Annotated in this window: 18 protein-coding genes; 7 read left to right on the top strand and 11 right to left on the bottom strand. The window is 69.1% G+C overall.

The features are described 5' to 3' along the window. From ACQ5SP_RS14600 to coxB, 4 genes are read right to left on the bottom strand one after another with little or no spacing between them, the layout of a single operon-like run. A complete protein-coding gene (locus ACQ5SP_RS14600; protein WP_430939132.1) occupies positions 1–597 on the bottom strand; it encodes a cytochrome c oxidase assembly protein in 597 nt (198 codons plus the stop codon). Further along, the gene (locus ACQ5SP_RS14595) at positions 594–779 is read right to left on the bottom strand and encodes a hypothetical protein (RefSeq protein WP_430939131.1); all 186 of its coding nucleotides are present in this window, start codon (positions 777–779) and stop codon (positions 594–596) included. Before ACQ5SP_RS14595 ends, ACQ5SP_RS14600 begins: the two co-directional genes overlap by 4 nt. After that, positions 779–1720, bottom strand: a complete 942-nt coding sequence (gene cyoE, locus ACQ5SP_RS14590; RefSeq protein WP_430939130.1) for a heme o synthase — start codon at positions 1718–1720, stop codon at positions 779–781. Before cyoE ends, ACQ5SP_RS14595 begins: the two co-directional genes overlap by 1 nt. Positions 1721–1779: 59 nt before the next feature. Then, positions 1780–2643: a cytochrome c oxidase subunit II gene (gene coxB, locus ACQ5SP_RS14585; RefSeq protein ID WP_430939129.1), complete on the bottom strand. Its 864-nt coding sequence runs from the start codon at positions 2641–2643 to the stop codon at positions 1780–1782. Between the two features lie 182 nt (positions 2644–2825). Between coxB and tldD the strand changes: the two genes are divergently transcribed. The 3 genes from tldD to topA all read left to right on the top strand — a co-directional run bounded on the left by tldD (position 2826) and on the right by topA (position 8067). Next, entirely contained in the window at positions 2826–4259 is a 1434-nt protein-coding gene (gene tldD, locus ACQ5SP_RS14580; protein WP_430939128.1) for a metalloprotease TldD, read from the top strand. Positions 4260–4321: 62 nt separating this feature from the next. Continuing rightward, a complete protein-coding gene (gene dprA / locus ACQ5SP_RS14575) occupies positions 4322–5446 on the top strand; it encodes a DNA-processing protein DprA (protein ID WP_430939127.1) in 1125 nt (374 codons plus the stop codon). 89 nt (positions 5447–5535) lie between these two features. Further along, the gene (topA, locus tag ACQ5SP_RS14570) at positions 5536–8067 is read left to right on the top strand and encodes a type I DNA topoisomerase (RefSeq protein ID WP_430939126.1); all 2532 of its coding nucleotides are present in this window, start codon (positions 5536–5538) and stop codon (positions 8065–8067) included. Positions 8068–8076: 9 nt separating this feature from the next. On the opposite strand, the gene ACQ5SP_RS14565 is transcribed toward topA, so the two are convergent. Continuing rightward, the gene (locus ACQ5SP_RS14565) at positions 8077–8796 is read right to left on the bottom strand and encodes a response regulator (protein WP_430939125.1); all 720 of its coding nucleotides are present in this window, start codon (positions 8794–8796) and stop codon (positions 8077–8079) included. A gap of 149 nt (positions 8797–8945) precedes the next feature. Between ACQ5SP_RS14565 and mce the strand changes: the two genes are divergently transcribed. Beyond that, positions 8946–9350: a methylmalonyl-CoA epimerase gene (mce, locus tag ACQ5SP_RS14560; RefSeq protein ID WP_430939124.1), complete on the top strand. Its 405-nt coding sequence runs from the start codon at positions 8946–8948 to the stop codon at positions 9348–9350. Between the two features lie 3 nt (positions 9351–9353). After that, the gene (locus tag ACQ5SP_RS14555) at positions 9354–9644 is read left to right on the top strand and encodes a DUF1467 family protein (RefSeq protein WP_430939123.1); all 291 of its coding nucleotides are present in this window, start codon (positions 9354–9356) and stop codon (positions 9642–9644) included. Here ACQ5SP_RS14555 and ACQ5SP_RS14550 read toward each other — a convergent pair. The 3 genes from ACQ5SP_RS14550 to aspS form a co-directional block, all read right to left on the bottom strand. Then, a complete protein-coding gene (locus tag ACQ5SP_RS14550; protein WP_430939122.1) occupies positions 9626–10339 on the bottom strand; it encodes an EI24 domain-containing protein in 714 nt (237 codons plus the stop codon). The genes ACQ5SP_RS14555 and ACQ5SP_RS14550 overlap by 19 nt on opposite strands. After that, positions 10336–10914 carry a nitroreductase family protein gene (locus ACQ5SP_RS14545; protein ID WP_430939121.1) on the bottom strand — a complete coding sequence of 193 codons (579 nt, stop codon included), beginning with the start codon at positions 10912–10914 and terminating at the stop codon, positions 10336–10338. The genes ACQ5SP_RS14550 and ACQ5SP_RS14545 overlap by 4 nt, the downstream gene beginning before the upstream one ends. Before the next feature lie 123 nt (positions 10915–11037). After that, positions 11038–12816 carry an aspartate--tRNA ligase gene (gene aspS, locus ACQ5SP_RS14540; RefSeq protein WP_430939120.1) on the bottom strand — a complete coding sequence of 593 codons (1779 nt, stop codon included), beginning with the start codon at positions 12814–12816 and terminating at the stop codon, positions 11038–11040. Between the two features lie 254 nt (positions 12817–13070). On the opposite strand from aspS, the gene ACQ5SP_RS14535 reads away from it, so the two are divergent. Further along, a complete protein-coding gene (locus tag ACQ5SP_RS14535) occupies positions 13071–14342 on the top strand; it encodes a class I SAM-dependent methyltransferase (RefSeq protein ID WP_430939119.1) in 1272 nt (423 codons plus the stop codon). Positions 14343–14345: 3 nt separating this feature from the next. Here the strand turns inward: ACQ5SP_RS14535 and ACQ5SP_RS14530 are convergent, their stop codons facing one another. From ACQ5SP_RS14530 to ACQ5SP_RS14520, 3 genes are read right to left on the bottom strand one after another with little or no spacing between them, the layout of a single operon-like run. Next, positions 14346–14984, bottom strand: coding sequence for a lysostaphin resistance A-like protein (locus tag ACQ5SP_RS14530; RefSeq protein ID WP_430939118.1), 639 nt, complete (start codon positions 14982–14984; stop codon positions 14346–14348). After that, positions 14981–15616 (bottom strand): aminotransferase class IV family protein, encoded by a 636-nt coding sequence (locus ACQ5SP_RS14525; RefSeq protein WP_430939117.1) that lies wholly within the window; start codon positions 15614–15616, stop codon positions 14981–14983. The genes ACQ5SP_RS14530 and ACQ5SP_RS14525 overlap by 4 nt, the downstream gene beginning before the upstream one ends. After that, the gene (locus tag ACQ5SP_RS14520; RefSeq protein ID WP_430939116.1) at positions 15577–16707 is read right to left on the bottom strand and encodes an aminodeoxychorismate synthase component I; all 1131 of its coding nucleotides are present in this window, start codon (positions 16705–16707) and stop codon (positions 15577–15579) included. The genes ACQ5SP_RS14525 and ACQ5SP_RS14520 overlap by 40 nt, the downstream gene beginning before the upstream one ends. A gap of 198 nt (positions 16708–16905) precedes the next feature. On the opposite strand from ACQ5SP_RS14520, the gene carB reads away from it, so the two are divergent. After that, the gene (carB, locus tag ACQ5SP_RS14515) at positions 16906–20187 is read left to right on the top strand and encodes a carbamoyl-phosphate synthase large subunit (protein ID WP_430939115.1); all 3282 of its coding nucleotides are present in this window, start codon (positions 16906–16908) and stop codon (positions 20185–20187) included. Positions 20188–20214: the final 27 nt, after the last annotated feature.

Here is a 20214-nt window from a genome sequence, read left to right as displayed (position 1 = left end):
TTATCCCTCGTTAGGCACGTTCGTGTACGAACTGTTTTCACCCGTGTCGAGCGCCGCCTGCTCTTCGGGCAGGTCGATCTCGTGGAACGTGTAGGACAGCGTGATGGTGTGGGCGTATTTCGCGTCCGCATCCTCGACGATCTCGGGATCCACGAAGAAGCTGACGGGCATCTGCACCGTCTCGCCCGGCTGCAGGACCTGCTCCTGGAAGCAGAAACAGTCGATCTTGCTGAAATAGTAGCCGGCCTGGAAGGGCGCGACGTTGTAGGTCGCGCTGCCCGCGACCGGGCGGTCGGTGGGGTTGTGCGCCTCGTAGAAGGCAAGGCCGGTCTCGCCGATCCGCAGCTCCATCTGGCGCTGCATCGGCTTGAATTCCCAGGGCATGCCGCGCTGCTTGGAGGCATCGAAGCGCACCGTGACGGTCTGGTCCAGCACCGTGTCGGACCCGGCATCGGCGGTGTTCGTCGCCCCGCCATAGCCCGTGACCCGGCAGAACCAGTCGTAGAGCGGCACGGCCGCTGCGGTCAGCGTTCCCATGACCGCAAGGACGCCCAGCAGCGAAAGGACCGTCTTCTTCTGACCTGACATGCGGCTCATTCGTCCTCCACCATCAATGAGGGCCGGACGGTGTGGTCATAGGCCTCCATCATCGCGCCGCCCGACATCTTGGCGATGGTGATGCCGAAGACGATCAGGACGAAGGCCGCCAGCACCAGCCCCAGGCCGAGGTTGCGCCCTTTGCGGCGCCCGTGCAACTCGTGTTCGCGGTTGATCGCCATTACCAGCCCTCCACCAGCGTGATGCCCAGCCGGTCGAGGCCGGCCTCGGCCATCAGCGCCAGGAAATGCAGGAACAAGTAGCTCAGCGACAGCCCGAAGAAGCGCTTCTCGGCGCGGTAGCCATCGGCATCGGCCGCGGCCTCGTCCCGACGCCAGAGCATCCAGGCGCGGATAGCGAACTGCGCGTTGAGACCCAGCGCCGCCACGAGGTAGACCGGCCCGCCGATCCCGCTGAAGCCGATCCCGATGGCGATGGCCGCCAGAAGAACGGTATAGGCGAGGATCTGGTTGCGCGTCTTGCGCCGGCCATGGGTGACCGTCAGCATGGGCACGCCGGCCTTGGTGTAGTCCTCGTTCATGAACAGCGCGAGCGCCCAGAAATGCGGCGGTGTCCACATGAAGATCAGCGCGAACATGAGCACGCTCTCGACGCTGACGCCGCCGGTGGCCACCGCCCAGCCGATCATCGGCGGGAACGCCCCGGCCGCGCCGCCGATCACGATGTTCTGCGGCGTCGCGCGCTTCAGCCAGATCGTGTAGATCACGGCGTAGAAAAAAATGGTGAACGCCAGGAGCGCCGCCGCGACGAGGTTCGCGGCGAGATAGAGCATCACCACCGACAGCCCCGACAGCGCGAGGCCCAGGTTGCGCGCATCCTCGGCCGTGACGCGCCCGCCCGGCACCGGCCGGCCCGAGGTGCGCCGCATGACCGCGTCGATATCGGCATCCCACCACATGTTCAGCGCCCCCGACGCGCCCGCGCCGATGGCGATGAACAGGATGGAGGCGAAGGCCAGCACCGGGTGCACCGACACCGGCGCGACGAAGAGCCCCGCCGCCGCGGTGAATACGACCAGCGACATGACGCGCGGCTTCAGGAGGGCGAAGAAATCGCCGAAGCTGGCCTCGTCCTGGCGCGGGATGATCGTCGTGTCGGTCATGCTCTCTCCGGGTGGGGCGCGGGCCCGTCAGGCCCGCACCGGCAAATCTTCACGGCGGCTCAGTCGTTCGCCGCGACATGTACGTCCAGCGGCTTGCCGTCGTACTTGGCGATCGAGGTCTCGAGCCAGTTCTGGTACTCTTCCTCGCTGACGGCCTTCACCGTGATCGGCATGTAGGCATGGTCCTTGCCGCACAGCTCGGAGCACTGGCCGAAGTAGACGCCTTCCTGGTCGACGCTGAACCACAGCTCGGCCAGGCGGCCCGGAATGCCGTCCTGCTTCACGCCGAAGGCCGGGATGGTCCAGGAGTGGATCACGTCGGACGCGGTGACCTGCACGACCACGGTCTTGTTGACCGGCACGACCATCGCGGTGTCGGTGGCCAGGAGGTATTCGTCCTCGTTGTAGCCGAACTCGGCCAGTTCTTCCTTGCGCAGCATGAAGCTGTCGAAGCCGAACTCGTGATCGGGATATTCATAGGACCAGTACCACTGGTTGCCGGTCGCCTTGATCGTGACGTCGGCCTCGGGGATTTCCTGCTGCTTGAACAGCACCGGCAGCGAGAAGGCGCCGATGAAGATCAGGATCAGGATCGGCACCACCGTCCAGGTGAACTCGATGGCGGAATGATGCGTGAAGCGCGCCGGGTTCGGGTTGGAGCGCTTGTTGTAACGCACGATCACGATGGCGATCAGGGCCAGCACGAAAATGCAGATCGCCGTGATGATGTAGAGGAGCATGCCGTCCAGCCAGTGGATGTCGCGCGCCAGCTCCGTGGCGGCCGGCTGGAAGCCCATCGCGCCGTCGACCGGCTTGCCGATCGTCTGCAGGCCCTCGAAGGCCTCCTGCGCCGTGGCCGCGCCCGCGGCGAGACCGGCCGCGACGGCGGCCGAGAAACCGGAAAGAAGGGTGGTCAGTTTCATCGCATGTGTCCTGTCTTGCCTTGCGGCCCCTGTGCCGCCCGCGGGACCCGTTGGGCGCGCGCCCGGAATCCCCGTTGTGTCCGTCCTCTGAAAAACCATATTAGGGTCACCGAAACAAGGCGTTCCTGCGCCGTGGTTTGATCTATGTCAAACTACCTAACCGCTTGAGAGGAGAGGGAAAGATGCCAGACCCCGCCGGAAGTGAGACATTTCGTCCCTTCGCATCGGCGCTCGACGAGGGGCGCGCGACCGCCATTCTGCGCGACGCGGTGGCCGGGGCGGATGACGGCGAGCTGTTCCTGGAACGGCGCCGTGCCGAGGTTCTGTCCTTCGATGACGGGCGGCTCAAGACGGCCAGCTACGACGCCTCCGAGGGGTTCGGGCTGCGGGCGGTGCGCGGCGAGACCTCGGGCTACGCGCATGCCACCGAGATCTCCGAGGCCGCGCTGAAGCGCGCCGCCGAGACCGCGCGCCTTGCGGTGGGCGACGGCGGCGGCACCATGGCCGCGGCGCCGCGGGCCACGAACCGGCATCTTTACACCGACGCCGATCCGATGGCCGACGCCGCCTTCCCAGCCAAGGTCGAGACGCTGCGCGAGATCGACGCCTTCGCGCGCGCGCTCGACCCCCGCGTGGTGCAGGTCACGGCGACGGTCGCGGCCTCGCTGCAGGAGATCGAGATCCTCCGCCCCGAGGGCCAGCGCCTCGGGGACGTGCGGCCGATGTGCCGGCTGAACGTCTCGGTCATCGTGGAACAGGACGGCCGCCGCGAGACCGGCACCGCCGGCGGTGGCGGGCGCTTCGGCCTGGCCGCGGTGCTCGACCGCCAGAACTGGGAGGCCAAGACCCGCGAGGCGCTTCGGATCGCGCTGGTGAACCTGCGCGCCGAGCCGGCGCCGGCCGGGGTGATGGACGTCGTCCTCGGCGCCGGCTGGCCCGGCATCCTGCTGCACGAAGCGGTGGGGCACGGGCTCGAAGGCGACTTCAACCGCAAGAAGACCTCCGCCTTTGCCGGTCTCATGGGCCAGCAGGTGGCCGCCCCCGGCGTCACGGTGCTGGACGATGGCACGATCCCGGACCGGCGCGGATCGCTCAGCATAGACGACGAGGGCACGCCCTCGGGCAAGAACGTGCTGATCGAGGACGGCGTGCTGGTGGGCTTCATGCAGGATCGCCAGAACGCCCGGCTGATGGGGGTCGACCCGACCGGCAACGGCCGGCGCGAAAGCTTCGCCCACCCGCCCATGCCGCGCATGACCAACACCTACATGCTGGGCGGCGACGCCACCCGCGACGAGGTCGTCGCCGGGCTGAAGGACGGCATCTACGCCGTCGGCTTCGGCGGCGGGCAGGTCGACATCACCAACGGCAAGTTCGTCTTTTCCTGCACCGAGGCCTACCAGGTCCGGAACGGCCGCATCGGCGCGCCGGTCAAGGGGGCGACCCTGATCGGAGACGGGGCGACCGCGCTGAAGAACATCCGCGCGATCGGCAACGACATGGAACTCGACCCCGGCATGGGCAATTGCGGAAAGGCCGGCCAATGGGTGCCGGTGGGCGTCGGGCAACCAACGCTGCTGATCGGCGGGCTGACCGTGGGCGGCAGCGCCGCTTGACCGCGTTTACCCCCGCTTAACCGGTCTCGGCCGATCCTCCACCGGTGATCCCGGGGGAGATGATGACCGAGCTTACACCGCCCCGCAACGCCGAGGAGCGCATCGACTGGCTGCGCCTGATCCGCTCACGCCGGGTCGGTCCGCAGACCTTCGCGCGCCTGGTGGCCGAACACGGCAGCGCCGCCGCCGCGCTCGATGCCCTGCCGGGCGTCGCCGCAGCCGCGGGGGTCGCGGGTTACCACCCCTGCCCGCGCGCCGCGGCCGAGCGCGAATTCGACGCCGGCGCGCGGGCCGGCGCCCGCCTGCTGTGCCGCGGCAGCGCCGACTACCCGCCGGCGCTTGCCGACCTGCCCGACGCGCCGCCGGTGCTCTGGGCGCTGGGGGACACGCGGCTGACCCGCCGTGCGGGCATCGCGCTCGTGGGGGCGCGGAACGCCTCCAGCCTCGGCACGCGCATGGCGCGGCGACTGGCCGCCGGGCTGGGCGAGGCCGGCTACACCGTGATCTCGGGCCTCGCGCGCGGCATCGACACCGCCGCCCATCTCGCCGCCCTGGGCAGCGGCACCATCGCCGTGATGCCCGGCGGGATCGAGACGATCTACCCGCTGGAAAACACCGGGCTCGCCGCCGACATCGCCCGCGACGGGCTGCGCCTGTCCGAGCAACCGGTCGGGCTGACACCGCAGGCGCGGCATTTCCCGCAGCGCAACCGGCTCATCTCGGGGCTGGCCCGGGCGGTGGTCGTGGTGGAAGGCGCGGCGCGCTCCGGCAGCCTGATCACCGCGCGCACCGCGCTCGACCAGGGGCGCGAGGTGATGGCCGTGCCCGGTCACCCGCTCGACGCCCGGGCCGCGGGCTGCAACACGCTTATCCGCGACGGCGCGATGCTGATCCGCTCGGCCGGGGACGTGGTCGAGGCGCTCGCCGGCCCGCTGCCCGCGCCCCGGGCGGACCAGCCCGGCCTGCCGCTCGGCGCCGCGGAACCGCCGGCCGCCGGCCCGCCCCTGGCGCCCGCCGTGGTCGCCGCGCGCATCCTCGATCTGCTCGGCCCCTCTCCCGTCGCCGAGGATCAGCTGATCCGCGATCTCGACCTGCCCGCGCAGGACGTGGCGCAGCAGATCCTGGCGCTGGAACTGGACGGCCGCGTCGCCCGCCGTGCCGGCGGGATGCTGTGCCGCCCGGCCTGACCCCGTCCCGCAGCGCCATTGACATTCCGCCCAAAGACGCCACATCTTCCGCCGCCACGGGCCCCGCCCGATTTGCGAAAGGAATTCTTATGCCCGTCGTCGTTGTGGAGTCCCCGGCCAAAGCCAAGACGATCAACAAGTACCTCGGCGACGATTACACGGTTCTGGCCTCCTACGGACATGTGCGGGACCTGCCGCCGAAGGACGGATCGGTCGATCCCGAGCATGGCTTCGACATGAAGTGGGAAATCGCGCGCGACAGCCAGAAACATGTCCGCGCCATCGCCGAGGCGCTGAAGGATGACCCGGCCCTGATCCTCGCCACCGACCCCGATCGCGAGGGCGAGGCGATCTCGTGGCACCTGGAAGAGGCGCTGAAAAAGCGCCGCGCGATCAAGAAGGACACCGCCGTCAGCCGCGTGGTCTTCAACGCGATCACCAAGTCGGCGGTGACCGAGGCGATGCAGAACCCCCGCGGCATCGACGAGGATCTGGTCGAGGCCTACCTCGCGCGCCGCGCGCTGGACTACCTCGTCGGGTTCAACCTGTCACCGGTCCTCTGGCGCAAGCTGCCGGGCGCGAAGTCGGCCGGGCGGGTGCAGTCGGTCTGCCTGCGGCTGATCGTCGAGCGCGAGATGGAAATCGAGGCCTTCGACGCGCGCGAATACTGGTCCGTCTCCGCGCTGCTGGCCACGCCCCGCGGCAAGGAGTTCGAGGCCCGCCTGACGGTGCTGGGCGGCAAGAAACTCGACAAGTTCGACCTGGCAACAGCCGAATCCGCCGAGCTGGCGGTCCAGGCCGTGACCTCGCGCGACCTGGCGGTCACCTCGGTCGAGGCGAAACCGGCATCGCGCAAGCCGGCGCCGCCCTTCATGACCTCGACGCTGCAGCAGGAGGCCAGCCGCAAGTTCGGCATGGGGGCCCGCCAGACCATGTCGGCGGCCCAGCGGCTCTACGAGGCGGGTTACATCACCTACATGCGGACCGACGGCATCGACATGGCGCCGGAGGCCGTGCATGCCGCGCGCGACGCGATCAAGGATCGCTACGGCGCCGACTACGTGCCGTCGAGCCCGCGGATGTACAAGAACAAGGCCAAGAACGCCCAGGAGGCGCATGAGTGCATCCGCCCCACAGACATGTCGCGCGACCCGGGCAAGCTGGCCCGGCTCGAGACCGACCAGCGCAGGCTCTACGACCTGATCTGGAAGCGCACCATCGCCTCGCAGATGGAAGGCGCCCGGCTCGAGCGCACCACGGTCGAGATCGGCTCGCCCGATGGCCAGGTGGGGCTGCGCGCCACCGGCCAGGTGGTGCTGTTCGACGGTTTCCTGCGCGTCTACGAGGAAGGCCGCGACGACAGCGTCGTCGATGACGACGACAAGCGCCTGCCGCAGATGGCCGAGGGCGACGCGCTCGACAGGAAGCGTGTCACGCCCGAGCAGCATTTCACGCAGCCGCCGCCGCGCTACACCGAGGCCACGCTCGTCAAGAAGATGGAGGAACTCGGCATCGGGCGGCCCTCCACCTATGCCTCGATCGTCACGACGATCCAGGATCGCGGCTATGTCATCAAGGACAAGAACCGCCTGATCCCCGAGGACAAGGGCCGGCTGGTCACGGTCTTCCTGCTCAACTATTTCCGCAAATACGTCGGCTACGACTTCACCGCCCAGCTCGAGGAGGATCTCGACCGGGTGTCCGCCGGCGACAAGGACTGGAAGGACGTGCTCAACCGCTTCTGGCGCGACTTCTCGGCCGCGCTGGAAGAAACCGCCGACCTGCGCATCACCGAGGTGCTCGAGACGATCGACGAGGTGCTGTCGCCGCATCTCTACCCCCCGCGCGAGGATGGGACGGATCCGCGGGTCTGCCCGCATTGCGGCAAGGGCCGGCTGCACCTGAAGACCGCCCGCTCCGGCGGAGCCTTCATCGGCTGCACGAACTACCCGGAGTGCCGCTACACCCGGCCGATCTCGGTGCCCGGCGGCGAGGAGGGCGAGATCGTCAGCCCCGACGGCAAGCTGCTCGGCCATGACGAGTCCGGGCTGCCGATCACGCTGCGCTCGGGGCGCTTCGGCCCCTACGTCCAGCGTGGCGAGGCGACCGAGGAAGAGCCGAAACCGCCCCGCGCCTCGATCCCGAAAGGCGTCGAGATCGGGGACGTGGACCTGGCTTACGCGGTGAAGCTGCTGTCGCTGCCGCGCCTGATCGGGCCCCACCCCGAGGACGGCGAACCGGTGGAGGCCGGGATCGGCCGCTACGGCCCCTATGTCCGGCACGGGCGGACCTACGCCAACGTCAAGGACGTCGCGGAGGTCTTCGAGGTCGGCATGAACCGCGCCGTAGAACTCCTGGCGCAGAAGGCGGCGCGCGGCGGCCGCGGCGCGGCGGCCAAGCCGCTCAAGGAACTGGGCGAACATCCGCAGGAAGGCGGGGCCGTCAACGTGATGGACGGCCGCTACGGGCCGTATGTCAAGTGGGGCAAGATCAACGCCACCCTGCCCAAGGGCACCGATCCGTCCGAGGTGACGATGGACATGGCCGTGCAGCTCGTCGCCGAGAAGGCGGCGAAGGGCGGCAAGGGCAAGTCCCGGCGCACCGCCGGCAAGAAGGCCTGATACGCGGTCTCAGCGCATCATTGCGCTTTCGGTCCGAATGCGCCCGGCGAGATCCGCACAGAGGCTGCGGGTGACGCCATCGGGCAGGGTGCCGCCCCCGATGCGCGCGGCCGCCGCCCGCGCCACGCGCAGAAGGGCCTTGTCCCCGGCCGCGCAGGCCGCCGATTGCAGGAACTGCAGCAGATAGGGCAGCGCCCCCGGGTCGCCGGCGGCGAGACCGGCCGCCGCAAGGTCCAGATCGTCGCGGTAGGCGGCCGGGTCCGGCGCCACGCTGCCGCCCGGCAGGGCCCGCACCCCGGCCGGCCGCATCCCCGCCGGCAGCCGCGATACCAGCGCCTGCTGGAAGATCGCGATCCCCGAAACCGGTTTTTCCAGGAACCCGTCGGCGCCGGCGGCCTCGGCCGCGTAGCGCGCCGTGTCGTCACCGCTGGTCGCCAGAATCACCGGCACGCGCGGACGCGCGGCGTCCATCTCGGCGATCAGCTCCAGCCCGGGGCCGTCCGGCAGGCCGAGATCGATCACCGCCGCGCCCGGGCGATAGGTGGCCAGGTGGCGCCGCGCCGCGGCCAGCGTGTCGGCCCGGCGCATCCGCGCCCCGCCCGCCTGGCAGAGCTGGCGCAGCGCCTCGCTGGCGCAGCGGCTGTCCTCGACCACAAGGATCGTCATGCCCAGAAGCGGCTTGTCCGCAGGGGCCCGCCCGGCCAGCGTCACCTTGGCTATCTCCGTCATCCCCGGTCTCCTTGCGTGATGCGAGTCGCACCGAGTCTGCGAAGCCCTGGCTAACGGTGCGTTAACGCCGGGGGAGGCCTGCGGCCAATCCTCGCCTTGTCCCGCCTGCCGCCACGGCTTAAGTGATCGCGAGGACCAAGGAGGAGCCCATGATCGGCCGACTGAACCACGTTGCCATCGCCGTGCCGGATCTCGAGGCCGCGGCCGCGCAGTACCGCGACACCCTCGGCGCACGGGTGGGCGCCCCCCAGGACGAACCCGACCACGGCGTCACGGTCGTCTTCATCGAGCTGCCGAACACCAAGATCGAGCTGCTCTACCCGCTGGGCGACGACAGCCCGATCGCCGGCTTCCTCGCGAAGAACCCGGCCGGCGGCATCCACCACATCTGCTACGAGGTGGACGACATCATCGCCGCGCGCGACCGGCTCGGCGCCCAGGGCGCGCGGGTGCTGGGCACCGGCGAGCCGAAGATCGGCGCGCATGGCAAGCCCGTGCTGTTCCTGCATCCCAAGGATTTCAACGGCACCCTCATCGAACTCGAGGAGGTCTGAGCGATGCAGATCACCAGCGCGCTGGTTCTCTACGCCGTCATCTGGTTCATGGTGCTGTTCCTCGCGATCCAGTTCCGGATCACCAGCCAGGAGGAAAGCGGCGAGATCGTGCCGGGCACGCCCGCCTCGGCCCCGGTGAACCTGCAGATGAAGAAGCGGCTGCTCTGGGTGACGGGGATTTCCCTGGCGCTCTGGGTGCCGATCTGCGCCGTGATCATCTCGGGCGTCATAACGGTCGAGAGCATCGACATCTTCAACCGCTACGGCGACGGGCACTACGGCGCCGGCGACTGACCCGCCCCGCGCATGGCAAGCGCGTGGTAGATATGGGTGAAGGCCGCGACGCCGATCACCGGGACCACCAGGTTCAGAACCGGGACGGTCAGCGGGATCGCCATGACCGTGCCGGCGATCCAGACCGTCAGCATGTGCCGCCGGCGCAGGCGGCGCGCCTCGCGTTCCCCGATCCGGCGCATCGCGACCAGCTGGAAGTATTCCACACCGAGCAGGTAGCCGTTCACCAGCCAGAAGACGACCGGGGCCAGAACGGTCGAGAGCAGGTAGACGATCAGCGCCAGCAGGTTGGCGAGGATCACGATCAAGAGGAACCGCGCCGCATCCCGCAGGCCGTCCCAGAACGGGATATCGTCGGCCGGGACAAGTTGCGGGTAATGCCGCGCCTCGACGGCGTCGGCGATTTCCTCGAGGAAGAAGCCCGTGAAGGCCGATGCGACCGGCACCATGAGGAAGACGGACAGCACCAGCATCCCGAGGATCGCCAGGCCAGAGGCGAGGTCGTCGACGAAGGTGATCTCGCCGATCCAGGGCAGCGCCAGGCTGTCGGGCACGAGCCAGCCCACCAGCCAGACGAAGGCCACGTAAAAGGCCGCCAGCAGCAGCATCGTCAGACCGACGGCGCGCAGCAGCACGCCGCGGAACCGCGGATCGCCCGCCTGTGCCAGCGCCTTGGAGATCGCTCCGAAGATCATTCCGACACCCAGGTGATCACGGCGTCAGGATCGGGGCGCGGACGCTCGGGCGGGGCGGCGCGTTCGGTGCCGATATAGACGAAACCGGCCACCCATTCCCCGGGCGCGAGACCGAGGCCCTGCTCGAGGAAGGGCCGATCATAGGCGGTCCAGCCCGTCAGCCAGCTCGCGCCCCAGCCCGCGGCCAGCGCCGCGTTCACCAGCGTCAGGCAGACCGCCCCGGCCGAGAGCGTCTGCTCGACCTCGGGGATCTTCTCCGACGGTTTTGGCGACGCGATCACGGCCACGCAGAGCGGCGGGTCGGCGAACTGCGCGCGCAGCTTGGCCAGCCGGTCCGGATCCTCGCCGCGTTCGGCGCCGCGGGTCTCCGCCAGTTGCGCCAGCCGCGCCAGCGCCGGCTTTTCCAGCACCAAGAGCCGCCAGGGCTCGAGCTTGCCGTGATCGGGCACGCGCAGCGCCCGTTCCAGCAGCGGCCGCAGCGCCGCGCGCTCCGGCGCCGGCTCGGCCAGGAACTTCACCGGCCGCGAGCGGCGCGTGGCCAGGAAATCGAGCACCTCGGGGCGGGGAGCGGGCATCGCGGGCAACCTCCTTGTCCTGCGTCTGATCTCGCCGCGGCGGCGCCCGCTGTCAAGCGCGGGTCTGCTGCCGGGCCCGCCGGGCGCGCCGACGCGCGGGGGTCGCGCCGCGCGGGCGCCGGCTCAGTCCTCGGTAATGATCCGCAGGCCCAGTTCGCGGAGCTGTTCGTTGGTAGGCTCGGCGGGCGCGCCCATCATCAGGTCCTCGGCACGCTGGTTCATCGGGAACATGATGACCTCGCGGATGTTCTCGGCCCCGGCCAGCAGCATCACCATGCGGTCGACGCCCGGCGCGATACCGGCATGCGGCGGCGCACCGTAGCGGAAGGCCGAGACCATACCGCCGAAGTTCCGGTCCACGTAGTCCCGGTCATAGCCGACGATCTCGAAGGCCTTGTACATCAGATCGGGCGTGTGCATCCGCACCGCGCCCGACGACAGCTCCACGCCGTTGCAGACGATGTCGTACTGGTAGCCCAGGATATCCAGCGGGTCCTGCTTCTCCAGCGCCTCGAGCCCCCCCTGCGGCATCGAGAAGGGGTTGTGGCTGAAGTCCAGCGTGTTGGTTTCCTCGTCGAGTTCGTACATCGGGAAATCGACGATCCAGCAGAAATCGTAACGGTCGAAATCCGTCAGCCCCAGCTCGCGGCCGATCTCGTCGCGGGCCTTGGCCGCCACGGCCTCGAAGCTTTCCGGCCGGCCGCCCAGGAAGAAGGCCGCGTCGCCGGCCTTCAGGCCCAGTTGCGCGCGGATCGCCTCGGTCCGTTCGGGGCCGATATTCTTGGCGATGGGCCCGGCGCCGACGGTCTCGCCGCCGTCCTCGCGCCAGAAGATGTAGCCCATGCCGGGCAACCCTTCCTTCTGCGCGAAGGCGTTCATCCGGTCGCAGAAGGCGCGGCTGCCGCCACCCGGCGCGGGGATGGCGCGGATCTCGTGGCCCGGCGTTTCCAGCAAGGCGGCGAAGATCTTGAAGCCCGAATGCTCGAAATGCGGGCTCACGACCTGCATCTCGATCGGGTTGCGCAGGTCGGGCTTGTCGCAGCCGTATTTCAGCATCGCCTCGCGATAGGGGATCTTCGGGAAAGAGGGCGTGACCGGCAGGCCGTTTCCGAACTCTTCGAACACGCCGCGCATCACCGGCTCGATCACGGCGAAGACGTCGTCCTGCGTGGCGAAGCTCATTTCCATGTCGAGCTGGTAGAACTCGCCCGGGCTGCGGTCGGCGCGCGGGTCCTCGTCGCGGAAGCAGGGCGCGATCTGGAAATACTTGTCGAACCCCGCCACCATGATCAGCTGCTTGAACTGCTGGGGCGCCTGCGGCAGCGCGTAGAACTTGCCCCGATGCAGCCGCGACGGCACCAGGAAGTCGCGCGCGCCCTCGGGGCTCGAGGCCGTCAGGATCGGCGTCTGGTATTCCATGAAGCCCTGGTCGGTCATCCGCCGGCGCAGCGACGAGATCACCTGGCTGCGCAGGACGATGTTCCGGTGCAGGCTGTCGCGGCGCAGGTCCAGGTAGCGGTACTTGAGCCGCGTTTCCTCGGGGTAGTCCAGCTCTCCGAAGACCGGCAGCGGCAGTTCCTCGGCCGCGCCCAGCACCTCGATCTCGCGGATGAAAACCTCGATCTCGCCGGTCGGGATCTTGGGGTTCACCAGCTCGGGGTCGCGGGCCTTCACCTCGCCGTCGATGCGGATCACCCACTCGGCGCGCACCTTCTCGACCTCGGCGAAGGCCGCGCTGTCGGGGTCGGCCAGGACCTGGGTCACGCCGTGATGGTCGCGCAGGTCGATGAACAGGATGCCCCCGTGGTCGCGCACCCGGTGGACCCAGCCCGACAGGCGGACGGTCTGCCCCACATGGGACGTGTCGAGATCGGCGCAGGTATGGCTGCGATAGGCGTGCATGGGCTGATATCCTGTGCTGGTGTCAGGCGCGCGGCTGCGGTCGCGCCCGATACACTCGACTGCCCCGCCATTGTCAAGGGAGGCGATGGCGCTCCGCCGCCCGGGCCCGGAACACTGGACAGATGGGGGTCTTCCCGACAAAATGCCGCAGGCGAGTGGGGTTATCCCCTTCATGAAAGGGCGCGCGGACCGGGAGACCGCGCCCCGTCACGCGGCGAACCTCCGGGCGTCGTCCGGGGGCGGAGGACCTTGAGATGTGGGCACGTCTGCTCGACACCCTTCTGTCCAGCCTGATCCGCCATGGAGCGCTTGTCGTGGAAACGCCGGACGGACACACGCACCGCTACGGCGAGCCGGACGCGACGCCCGTCCGCATCCGGATCCATGACGACGAGACGCTCCGCCGGCTCGCGCTCAGGCCCGAGCTGGCCGTGGGCGAGGCCTATATGGACGGCCGCCTGACCATCGAGGACGACGACCTCTACGGGTTCCTGTCGGTCGCGACCCGCAATACCACGGCCGTCCAGGGGCCCTGGTTCCGCCATGTCGCGGCCAGGCTCCGCGATGCGCTGCGCCTCTTCCAGCAATACAACCCCATGACACGGGCCCGGCAGAACGTCGCCCATCACTACGACCTGTCCGGAGATCTCTACGAGCTCTTTCTCGACGCCGACCGGCAATACTCCTGCGCCTATTTCCCGACCCCCGAGACCACGCTCGAGGACGCGCAGGCCGCGAAAAAGGCGCATATCGCGCGCAAGCTCCTGATCGAGCCGGGCCACAGGGTTCTCGATATCGGCTGCGGCTGGGGCGGGATGGGGCTGACGCTCGCCCGCGACTTCGGCGCCGACGTCACCGGCGTGACGCTTTCGCGCGAACAGCACCAGGTCGCGCAGGCCCGCGCCGCGGCAGAGGGCCTCGCCGACCGGGCCGAGTTCCGGCTGCAGGATTACCGCGACGTGACCGAACGCTTCGACCGGATCGTGTCGGTCGGCATGTTCGAGCATGTCGGCGTGCCGCATTACCGCGAGTATTTCCGCCACGTGCGCGAGAAGCTCAGCGAGGACGGGGTCGCGCTGATACACACGATCGGGCGCTTCACGCCACCGGCATCCACCAGTCCGTGGATCGCCAAGTATATCTTCCCGGGCGGCTACATTCCCGCGATGTCCGAGGTGATGGCCGCGGTGGAAAAAGAGGACCTGATCATCGCGGATGTCGAGGTGCTGCGCCTCCATTACGCCGAAACGGTGCGGCACTGGCATGATCGCTTCATGGCCAATTGCGACCGCGTGCGCGAGATCTATGACGAGCGCTTCTGCCGCATGTGGCGGTTCTATCTGGTGGCCAGTGAACTGAGCTTCCGCGAAGGGGTCCATTGCGTCTTCCAGTTCCAGCTGGCCCGCCGGCGCGATGCGGTGCCGCTGACGCGTGACTATCTCTACCGCCCGGCCCGCCCGGCGGAGACCGCGCCGGCGGAATCGCCGGCACCGGCGCGGGCGGAGTCGCGCGAGCCGGCCGAGTAGCCGTCAGAACGGGCGCTCGACCATGCCCGTGTAAAAGAAGATCCCGAGCCCGCTGGCGAAGACGATGATCCCGGCCAGGCTGTGCAGCACCACGGCCGCGGGGAAATTGCGCTGCTTCTCGTAGGCCCAGGCAAAGGCCACGCCGCCGGCGAAGGTCAGCATGACGGCGGGCAGGTTCCAGTACATCAGATGCGCGAAGGCGAAGACGCAGGCATTGACCAGGATCGCCCCCCAGTGCGGCGGGAAAAGCCCGCCATAGCGCCGGAAGAAGAGCGGACGGAAGATCAGCTCCTGCGGCAGGGCCGAGAGAAAGGGATAGAGCGCGGCGATGGTGAGCATCAGTTCGGGGTTGTGGCGGGGCAGAATCAGGAACGCCCCGGGCCGGGTCAGCAGGATCAGCACCACCGCCACCCCCGCCGTTACCGCCGTGAAGCCAAGCACGAACCGCCAGTCGATCCGCTGCCAGCCATAGACGAGGTCCGGCCAGCGGAAGCCCGGCGTCAGGTGCAGCAGCACCGCCCCCACGAGCGTCATCGCGAAGAGCAGCGGAAACATCAGCCGCGGCGGAAGCGCCACGGCGATCAGCAGCGGCAGCAGGATGTAGAAGGCCAGGAACTCTGCCTGGAGGAACCGTTTCGTCACGCCATCTCCGCCTTGATGAGGCCACGCAGCGAATTCCCGACATAGATCGCGCCGGCCCGTTCCAGATCAAGAGGTGTCATGGAGGTTTCGCGCGCCGCGCCGGTCTCGATCAGCTCGGCCCGGAGCACGCCGGGCAGAAGCCCGTCCGTCAGCGGCGGCGTCAGCAGACCGCCCTCCGTCTCGAGAAAGAGATTGGTGATCGTCCCCTCGCAGACCGCCCCGCGCGTGTTGAGGAACAGCATCTCGTCGATCCCCGCGGGCAGCGCCGCCCGCGCCGCGTCGTAGAGACCCCGATTGGTCGTCTTGACCGACAGCCAGGGATCCCCCGGATCGAGCCGCACGCCGGAGACCGCCAGCCCCCAGCGGTCCGGTGCGGGGCCGAGCGGTGCGCGGGTCATCCCGAACCGTCCGGCGCGATCCAGTGTCAGCCGCACCCGCCAGGCGCCCGTCCCCGGCACCTCCGCCAGCGCGGCCTCGGCGCCGGCCCGGTCGAACGCGATGCCGAGCCGGGCCGCCGTCGCGGCCATGCGCGCGAGGTGACGCTCCAGCCGGACAAAGCCCCCCGCCTCGGCGCGGAAGGTCTCGATGATCTTCAGCCCGTCGGGGCAAGGGCCGCGAAACGCGCTTTCCAAAGGGCTTCCTCGTATTCGGCCTCGGCGGTGCTGTCATGCACCACCCCGCCCCCCACATTGAGCCGCACCGCGCCGCTGTCAAACAGCGTCAGCGTTCGGATCGCCACGTTGAAGCTCATCCGCCCGTCCGGCGCCGCCCAGCCGATCGCCCCGCAATAGACGCCGCGCGGATCCGGCTCCAGCGCGCGGATGATCTGCATCGCGCGGATCTTCGGCGCCCCGGTGACCGATCCGCAGGGAAAGAGCGCGCGCAGGATCTCGGGCAGGTCGACGCCCGCCCGCAGCCGCGCCCGCACCAGCGAGGTCATCTGGTGCACCGTCGCGTAGCTCTCGATCCGGAACAGTTCCGGCACCCGAACCGAGCCGATCTCGGCCACGCGGCTGATATCGTTGCGCAGCAGGTCCACGATCATCAGGTTCTCGGCCTGGTTCTTTTCCGACGCGGCCAGCCAGTCGCGCCCCGCGCGATCTTCCTCGGGGGTCGCGCCGCGGGGCACCGTGCCCTTCATCGGGCGGGTCTCGATCATGCCCTCGGCATCGGTGCGGAAGAACAGCTCGGGCGAGCGGGACAGGATCACCGGACCGCCGAGATCGACCAGCGCCCCGTGGCGCACGGGCTGGCGCTGCACCAGGCGCGCATAGAGATCGCGCGCCGCCCCCGTGGCCCGCGCCGACATCGGAAAGGTCAGGTTCGCCTGGTAGATGTCGCCGGCGGCGATATAGTCCTTTACCCGGGCGAAGGCCGCGCCGTAATCCGCGGCCTGCCAGAGCGGCGCGGGCGCCGTCAGGCCGGCGGGCGCGGCCGGGGCCGGCGCCGCCACCGGCCGCGGCTCCGCGAACGCCCCGAAAAGCAGGAGCGGCACGTCGCGCGAGCGCGGCATCAGCGCCTGCAGCTTGGACGAGAACACGTAGCCCAGCTCGTAGCTCGCATAGCCGGCGAGCCAGCGCCCCGCGGCCCGCGCCCGCCCGAGCGCCTCCAGCGCCGCCGGCACCTCGGCCGGCGTATCGGCGCGGATCACCTCCGCCGGGCCGGCGAAGACCGTGCCGCCGGCCAGCGGACCCTCGTCGAACTGGATCAGATGGTCTACCACGTCATCCCCGTGCGGTCGGCCGGCAGCGGCCGGGCTGGCGCGCCGGATAGGCCCAAAGCGGCGCGCGTGCAACCGCCAAGCGCGACGCCCTCCGGCGAATTTGCGCCTTGAACAGGCGAATGAGGTAGATATAACCCACGACACTTTGCGCGACAGTCGAATCCGCCCCCGTCCGGGGGCCGTTGCCGGGGGATACCCATGCCGAAGAGAACCGATATCAACTCCATCATGATCATCGGCGCGGGGCCCATCATCATCGGGCAGGCCTGCGAGTTCGACTATTCCGGCGCCCAGGCCTGCAAGGCCCTGCGCGAGGAAGGCTACAGGGTTATCCTGGTCAACTCCAACCCGGCCACGATCATGACCGACCCGGACATGGCCGACGCCACCTATATCGAGCCGATCACCCCCGAGGTCGTCGCGCGGATCGTGGAAAAGGAACGCCCCGACGCGATTCTGCCGACGATGGGCGGGCAGACCGGGCTCAATACCGCGCTGGCGGTGGCCGACATGGGCGTGCTGGAGAAATACGGCGTCGAACTGATCGGGGCCAACCGCGCCGCGATCGAGATGGCCGAGGACCGCAGGCTGTTCCGCGAGGCGATGGACCGGATCGGGCTGGAGAACCCCCGCGCCACCATCGCGGAGACCATGGACGAGGCGATGGCCGCGCTGGAACATGTCGGCCTTCCCGCGATCATTCGCCCCGCCTACACGCTGGGCGGCACCGGCGGCGGGGTTGCCTATAACCGCGACGACTTCGAACATTACTGCCGCTCGGGGCTCGACGCCTCGCCCGTCAGCCAGATCCTGATCGACGAGAGCCTGCTGGGCTGGAAGGAATTCGAGATGGAGGTCGTCCGCGACAAGGCGGACAACGCGATCATCGTCTGCTCCATCGAGAACGTCGACCCGATGGGCGTACACACGGGCGACTCGATCACCGTGGCGCCCGCGCTGACGCTGACGGACAAGGAATACCAGATCATGCGCAACGGCTCGATCGCCGTCTTGCGCGAGATCGGGGTGGAAACCGGCGGGTCGAACGTGCAGTGGGCGGTGAACCCCGCCGATGGCCGGATGGTCGTGATCGAGATGAACCCGCGCGTCAGCCGCTCCTCGGCGCTGGCGTCCAAGGCCACGGGCTTTCCCATCGCCAAGATCGCCGCCAAGCTCGCCGTCGGCTACACGCTGGACGAGCTCGACAACGACATCACCAAGGTCACGCCGGCCAGCTTCGAGCCGACCATCGACTATGTCGTGACCAAGATCCCGCGTTTCGCCTTCGAGAAGTTCCCCGGATCCAAGCCGGAACTCACCACCGCGATGAAATCGGTGGGCGAGGCGATGTCGATCGGGCGCACCATTCACGAGAGCCTGCAAAAGGCGCTCGCCTCCATGGAAACCGGGCTGTCCGGTTTCGACGAGATCGCCATCGAGGGCGCGCCGGACAAGGCCGCCGTGATCAAGGCCATATCGGCGCGCACGCCGGACCGGATGCGGCTCGTGGCGCAGGCCATGCGCGAGGGGCTCGGCGACGATGAAATCCAGGCGGCCACCGCCTTCGACCCCTGGTTCGTCGCCCGTATCCGCGAGATTGTCGAGGCCGAGGAACGCATCCGCCGCGACGGGCTGCCGGTGACCGAGGAAGGGCTGCGCGGTCTCAAGATGATGGGCTTCACAGACGCCCGCCTCGCCGCGCTCACCGGCCGCGACGAGGGCCAGGTGCGCCGGGCACGCCACAGGCTCGGCGTCACGGCGGTCTTCAAGCGCATCGATACCTGCGCCGCCGAGTTCGAAGCGCAGACCCCCTACATGTATTCGACCTACGAAGCCCCGGTGATGGGCGAGGTCGAGTGCGAGGCGCGCCCCTCGGATCGCAAGAAGGTGGTGATCCTCGGCGGCGGGCCGAACCGGATCGGCCAGGGCATCGAGTTCGACTACTGCTGCTGCCATGCCTGTTTCGCGCTGACCGGCGCGGGCTACGAGACCATCATGATCAACTGCAACCCCGAGACCGTGTCGACCGACTACGACACCTCGGACCGGCTCTATTTCGAGCCGCTGACGCTGGAACACGTGCTCGAGATCCTGCGCGTCGAACAGGAGAAGGGCACGCTGCACGGGGTGATCGTGCAGTTCGGCGGCCAGACGCCCCTGAAGCTTGCCCGCGCGCTCGAGGCCGAGGGCATCCCGATCCTCGGCACCACGCCCGACGCCATCGACCTGGCCGAGGATCGCGAGCGCTTCCAGCGGCTCCTGAACGAGAACGGGCTGAAGCAGCCCAGGAACGGTCTTGCCCATTCCGACGCCGAGGCTTTCCGCATCGCCGCCGAGGTGGGGTATCCGCTGGTGATCCGGCCCTCCTACGTGCTGGGCGGCCGCGCCATGGAGATCGTGCGCGACGACGAACACCTGACCCGCTATATCGAGGAGGCGGTGGTCGTCTCGGGCGACAGCCCCGTGCTGCTCGACAGCTACCTGTCGGGCGCGGTCGAGATCGACGTCGACGCGCTTTCGGACGGCACCGAGGTGCATGTCGCGGGCGTGATGCAGCATATCGAGGAGGCGGGCGTCCATTCCGGCGACAGCGCCTGTTCGCTGCCGCCCTATTCGCTCGACCCCGCGACCATCGCCGAGCTGAAGCGCCAGACCGAGGTGCTGGCCCGCGCGCTGAACGTGGTGGGGCTGATGAACGTGCAGTTCGCGGTCAAGGACGGCGATATCTACGTCCTCGAGGTGAACCCGCGGGCCTCGCGCACCGTGCCCTTCGTGGCCAAGGCCGTGACCTCGCCGATCGCGTCGATCGCCGCGCGGCTGATGGCCGGCGAGCCACTCTCGGCCTTCCACCATGCCGCCGGCACGCCCTATGAAGGAGTCGAGGTCGGCGGCCCGCTGGCGCTGGCGCCGGCCGAGACCGAGTTCTACTCGGTCAAGGAGGCGGTCCTGCCCTTCGCCCGTTTCCCGGGCGTCGACACGATCCTCGGCCCCGAGATGCGCTCCACCGGCGAGGTGATGGGCCGCGACGCGACCTTCGCCCGCGCGTTCCTCAAGGCGCAGATGGGCGCCGGGCTCGACCTGCCGGACTCCGGCAAGGTCTTCGTCTCGGTGCGCGACACCGACAAGACCGCGCAGATGGCCGAGACCGCCCGCACGCTGATCGATCTCGGCTTCGAGATCGTGGCGACCCGTGGGACCGCCGGTTTCCTCGCCGGGGCGGATGTCGCCTGCACAACGGTGAACAAGGTCTACGAGGGCCGGCCGAACATCGTCGACATGCTGAAGAACGGCGAGATCGCGCTGGTGATGAACACCACCGAAGGCCAGCAGGCCGTCGAGGACAGCCGCGATATCCGCGCGGTCGCGCTCTACGGCAAGATCCCGTATTTCACCACCGCCGCCGCGAGCCATGCCGCCGCGCAGGCCATGCGCACCCGCGGCGAAGGCCCGCTGTCGGTGGAATCGCTGCAGGCCGGGTGAGGCGCAGGGCCGCGGCCCTGCGGCCTT

The sequence above is a fragment of the Rhodovulum sp. YNF3179 genome, from assembly GCF_050586465.1.
Classification (GTDB): Bacteria; Pseudomonadota; Alphaproteobacteria; order Rhodobacterales; family Rhodobacteraceae; genus CAJXYS01.
Note: the sequence above shows the minus strand (reverse complement) of the source record. Positions and strands in the feature narration are given on the sequence as shown.

Bases quoted from the DNA above. Each gene is read 5' to 3' on its own strand.
- mce (WP_430939124.1), top strand. From the start codon at position 8,946: ATGATCGGCCGACTGAACCACGTTGCCATCGCCGTGCCGGATCTCGAG.
- ACQ5SP_RS14555 (WP_430939123.1), top strand. From the start codon at position 9,354: ATGCAGATCACCAGCGCGCTGGTTCTCTACGCCGTCATCTGGTTCATG.
- ACQ5SP_RS14535 (WP_430939119.1), top strand. From the start codon at position 13,071: ATGTGGGCACGTCTGCTCGACACCCTTCTGTCCAGCCTGATCCGCCAT.
- ACQ5SP_RS14600 (WP_430939132.1), bottom strand. From the start codon at position 597: ATGAGCCGCATGTCAGGTCAGAAGAAGACGGTCCTTTCGCTGCTGGGC.
- tldD (WP_430939128.1), top strand. From the start codon at position 2,826: ATGCCAGACCCCGCCGGAAGTGAGACATTTCGTCCCTTCGCATCGGCG.
- ACQ5SP_RS14545 (WP_430939121.1), bottom strand. From the start codon at position 10,914: ATGCCCGCTCCCCGCCCCGAGGTGCTCGATTTCCTGGCCACGCGCCGC.
- carB (WP_430939115.1), top strand. From the start codon at position 16,906: ATGCCGAAGAGAACCGATATCAACTCCATCATGATCATCGGCGCGGGG.
- dprA (WP_430939127.1), top strand. From the start codon at position 4,322: ATGACCGAGCTTACACCGCCCCGCAACGCCGAGGAGCGCATCGACTGG.
- topA (WP_430939126.1), top strand. From the start codon at position 5,536: ATGCCCGTCGTCGTTGTGGAGTCCCCGGCCAAAGCCAAGACGATCAAC.
- ACQ5SP_RS14595 (WP_430939131.1), bottom strand. From the start codon at position 779: ATGGCGATCAACCGCGAACACGAGTTGCACGGGCGCCGCAAAGGGCGC.
- ACQ5SP_RS14550 (WP_430939122.1), bottom strand. From the start codon at position 10,339: ATGATCTTCGGAGCGATCTCCAAGGCGCTGGCACAGGCGGGCGATCCG.
- aspS (WP_430939120.1), bottom strand. From the start codon at position 12,816: ATGCACGCCTATCGCAGCCATACCTGCGCCGATCTCGACACGTCCCAT.
- coxB (WP_430939129.1), bottom strand. From the start codon at position 2,643: ATGAAACTGACCACCCTTCTTTCCGGTTTCTCGGCCGCCGTCGCGGCC.
- cyoE (WP_430939130.1), bottom strand. From the start codon at position 1,720: ATGACCGACACGACGATCATCCCGCGCCAGGACGAGGCCAGCTTCGGC.
- ACQ5SP_RS14565 (WP_430939125.1), bottom strand. From the start codon at position 8,796: ATGACGGAGATAGCCAAGGTGACGCTGGCCGGGCGGGCCCCTGCGGAC.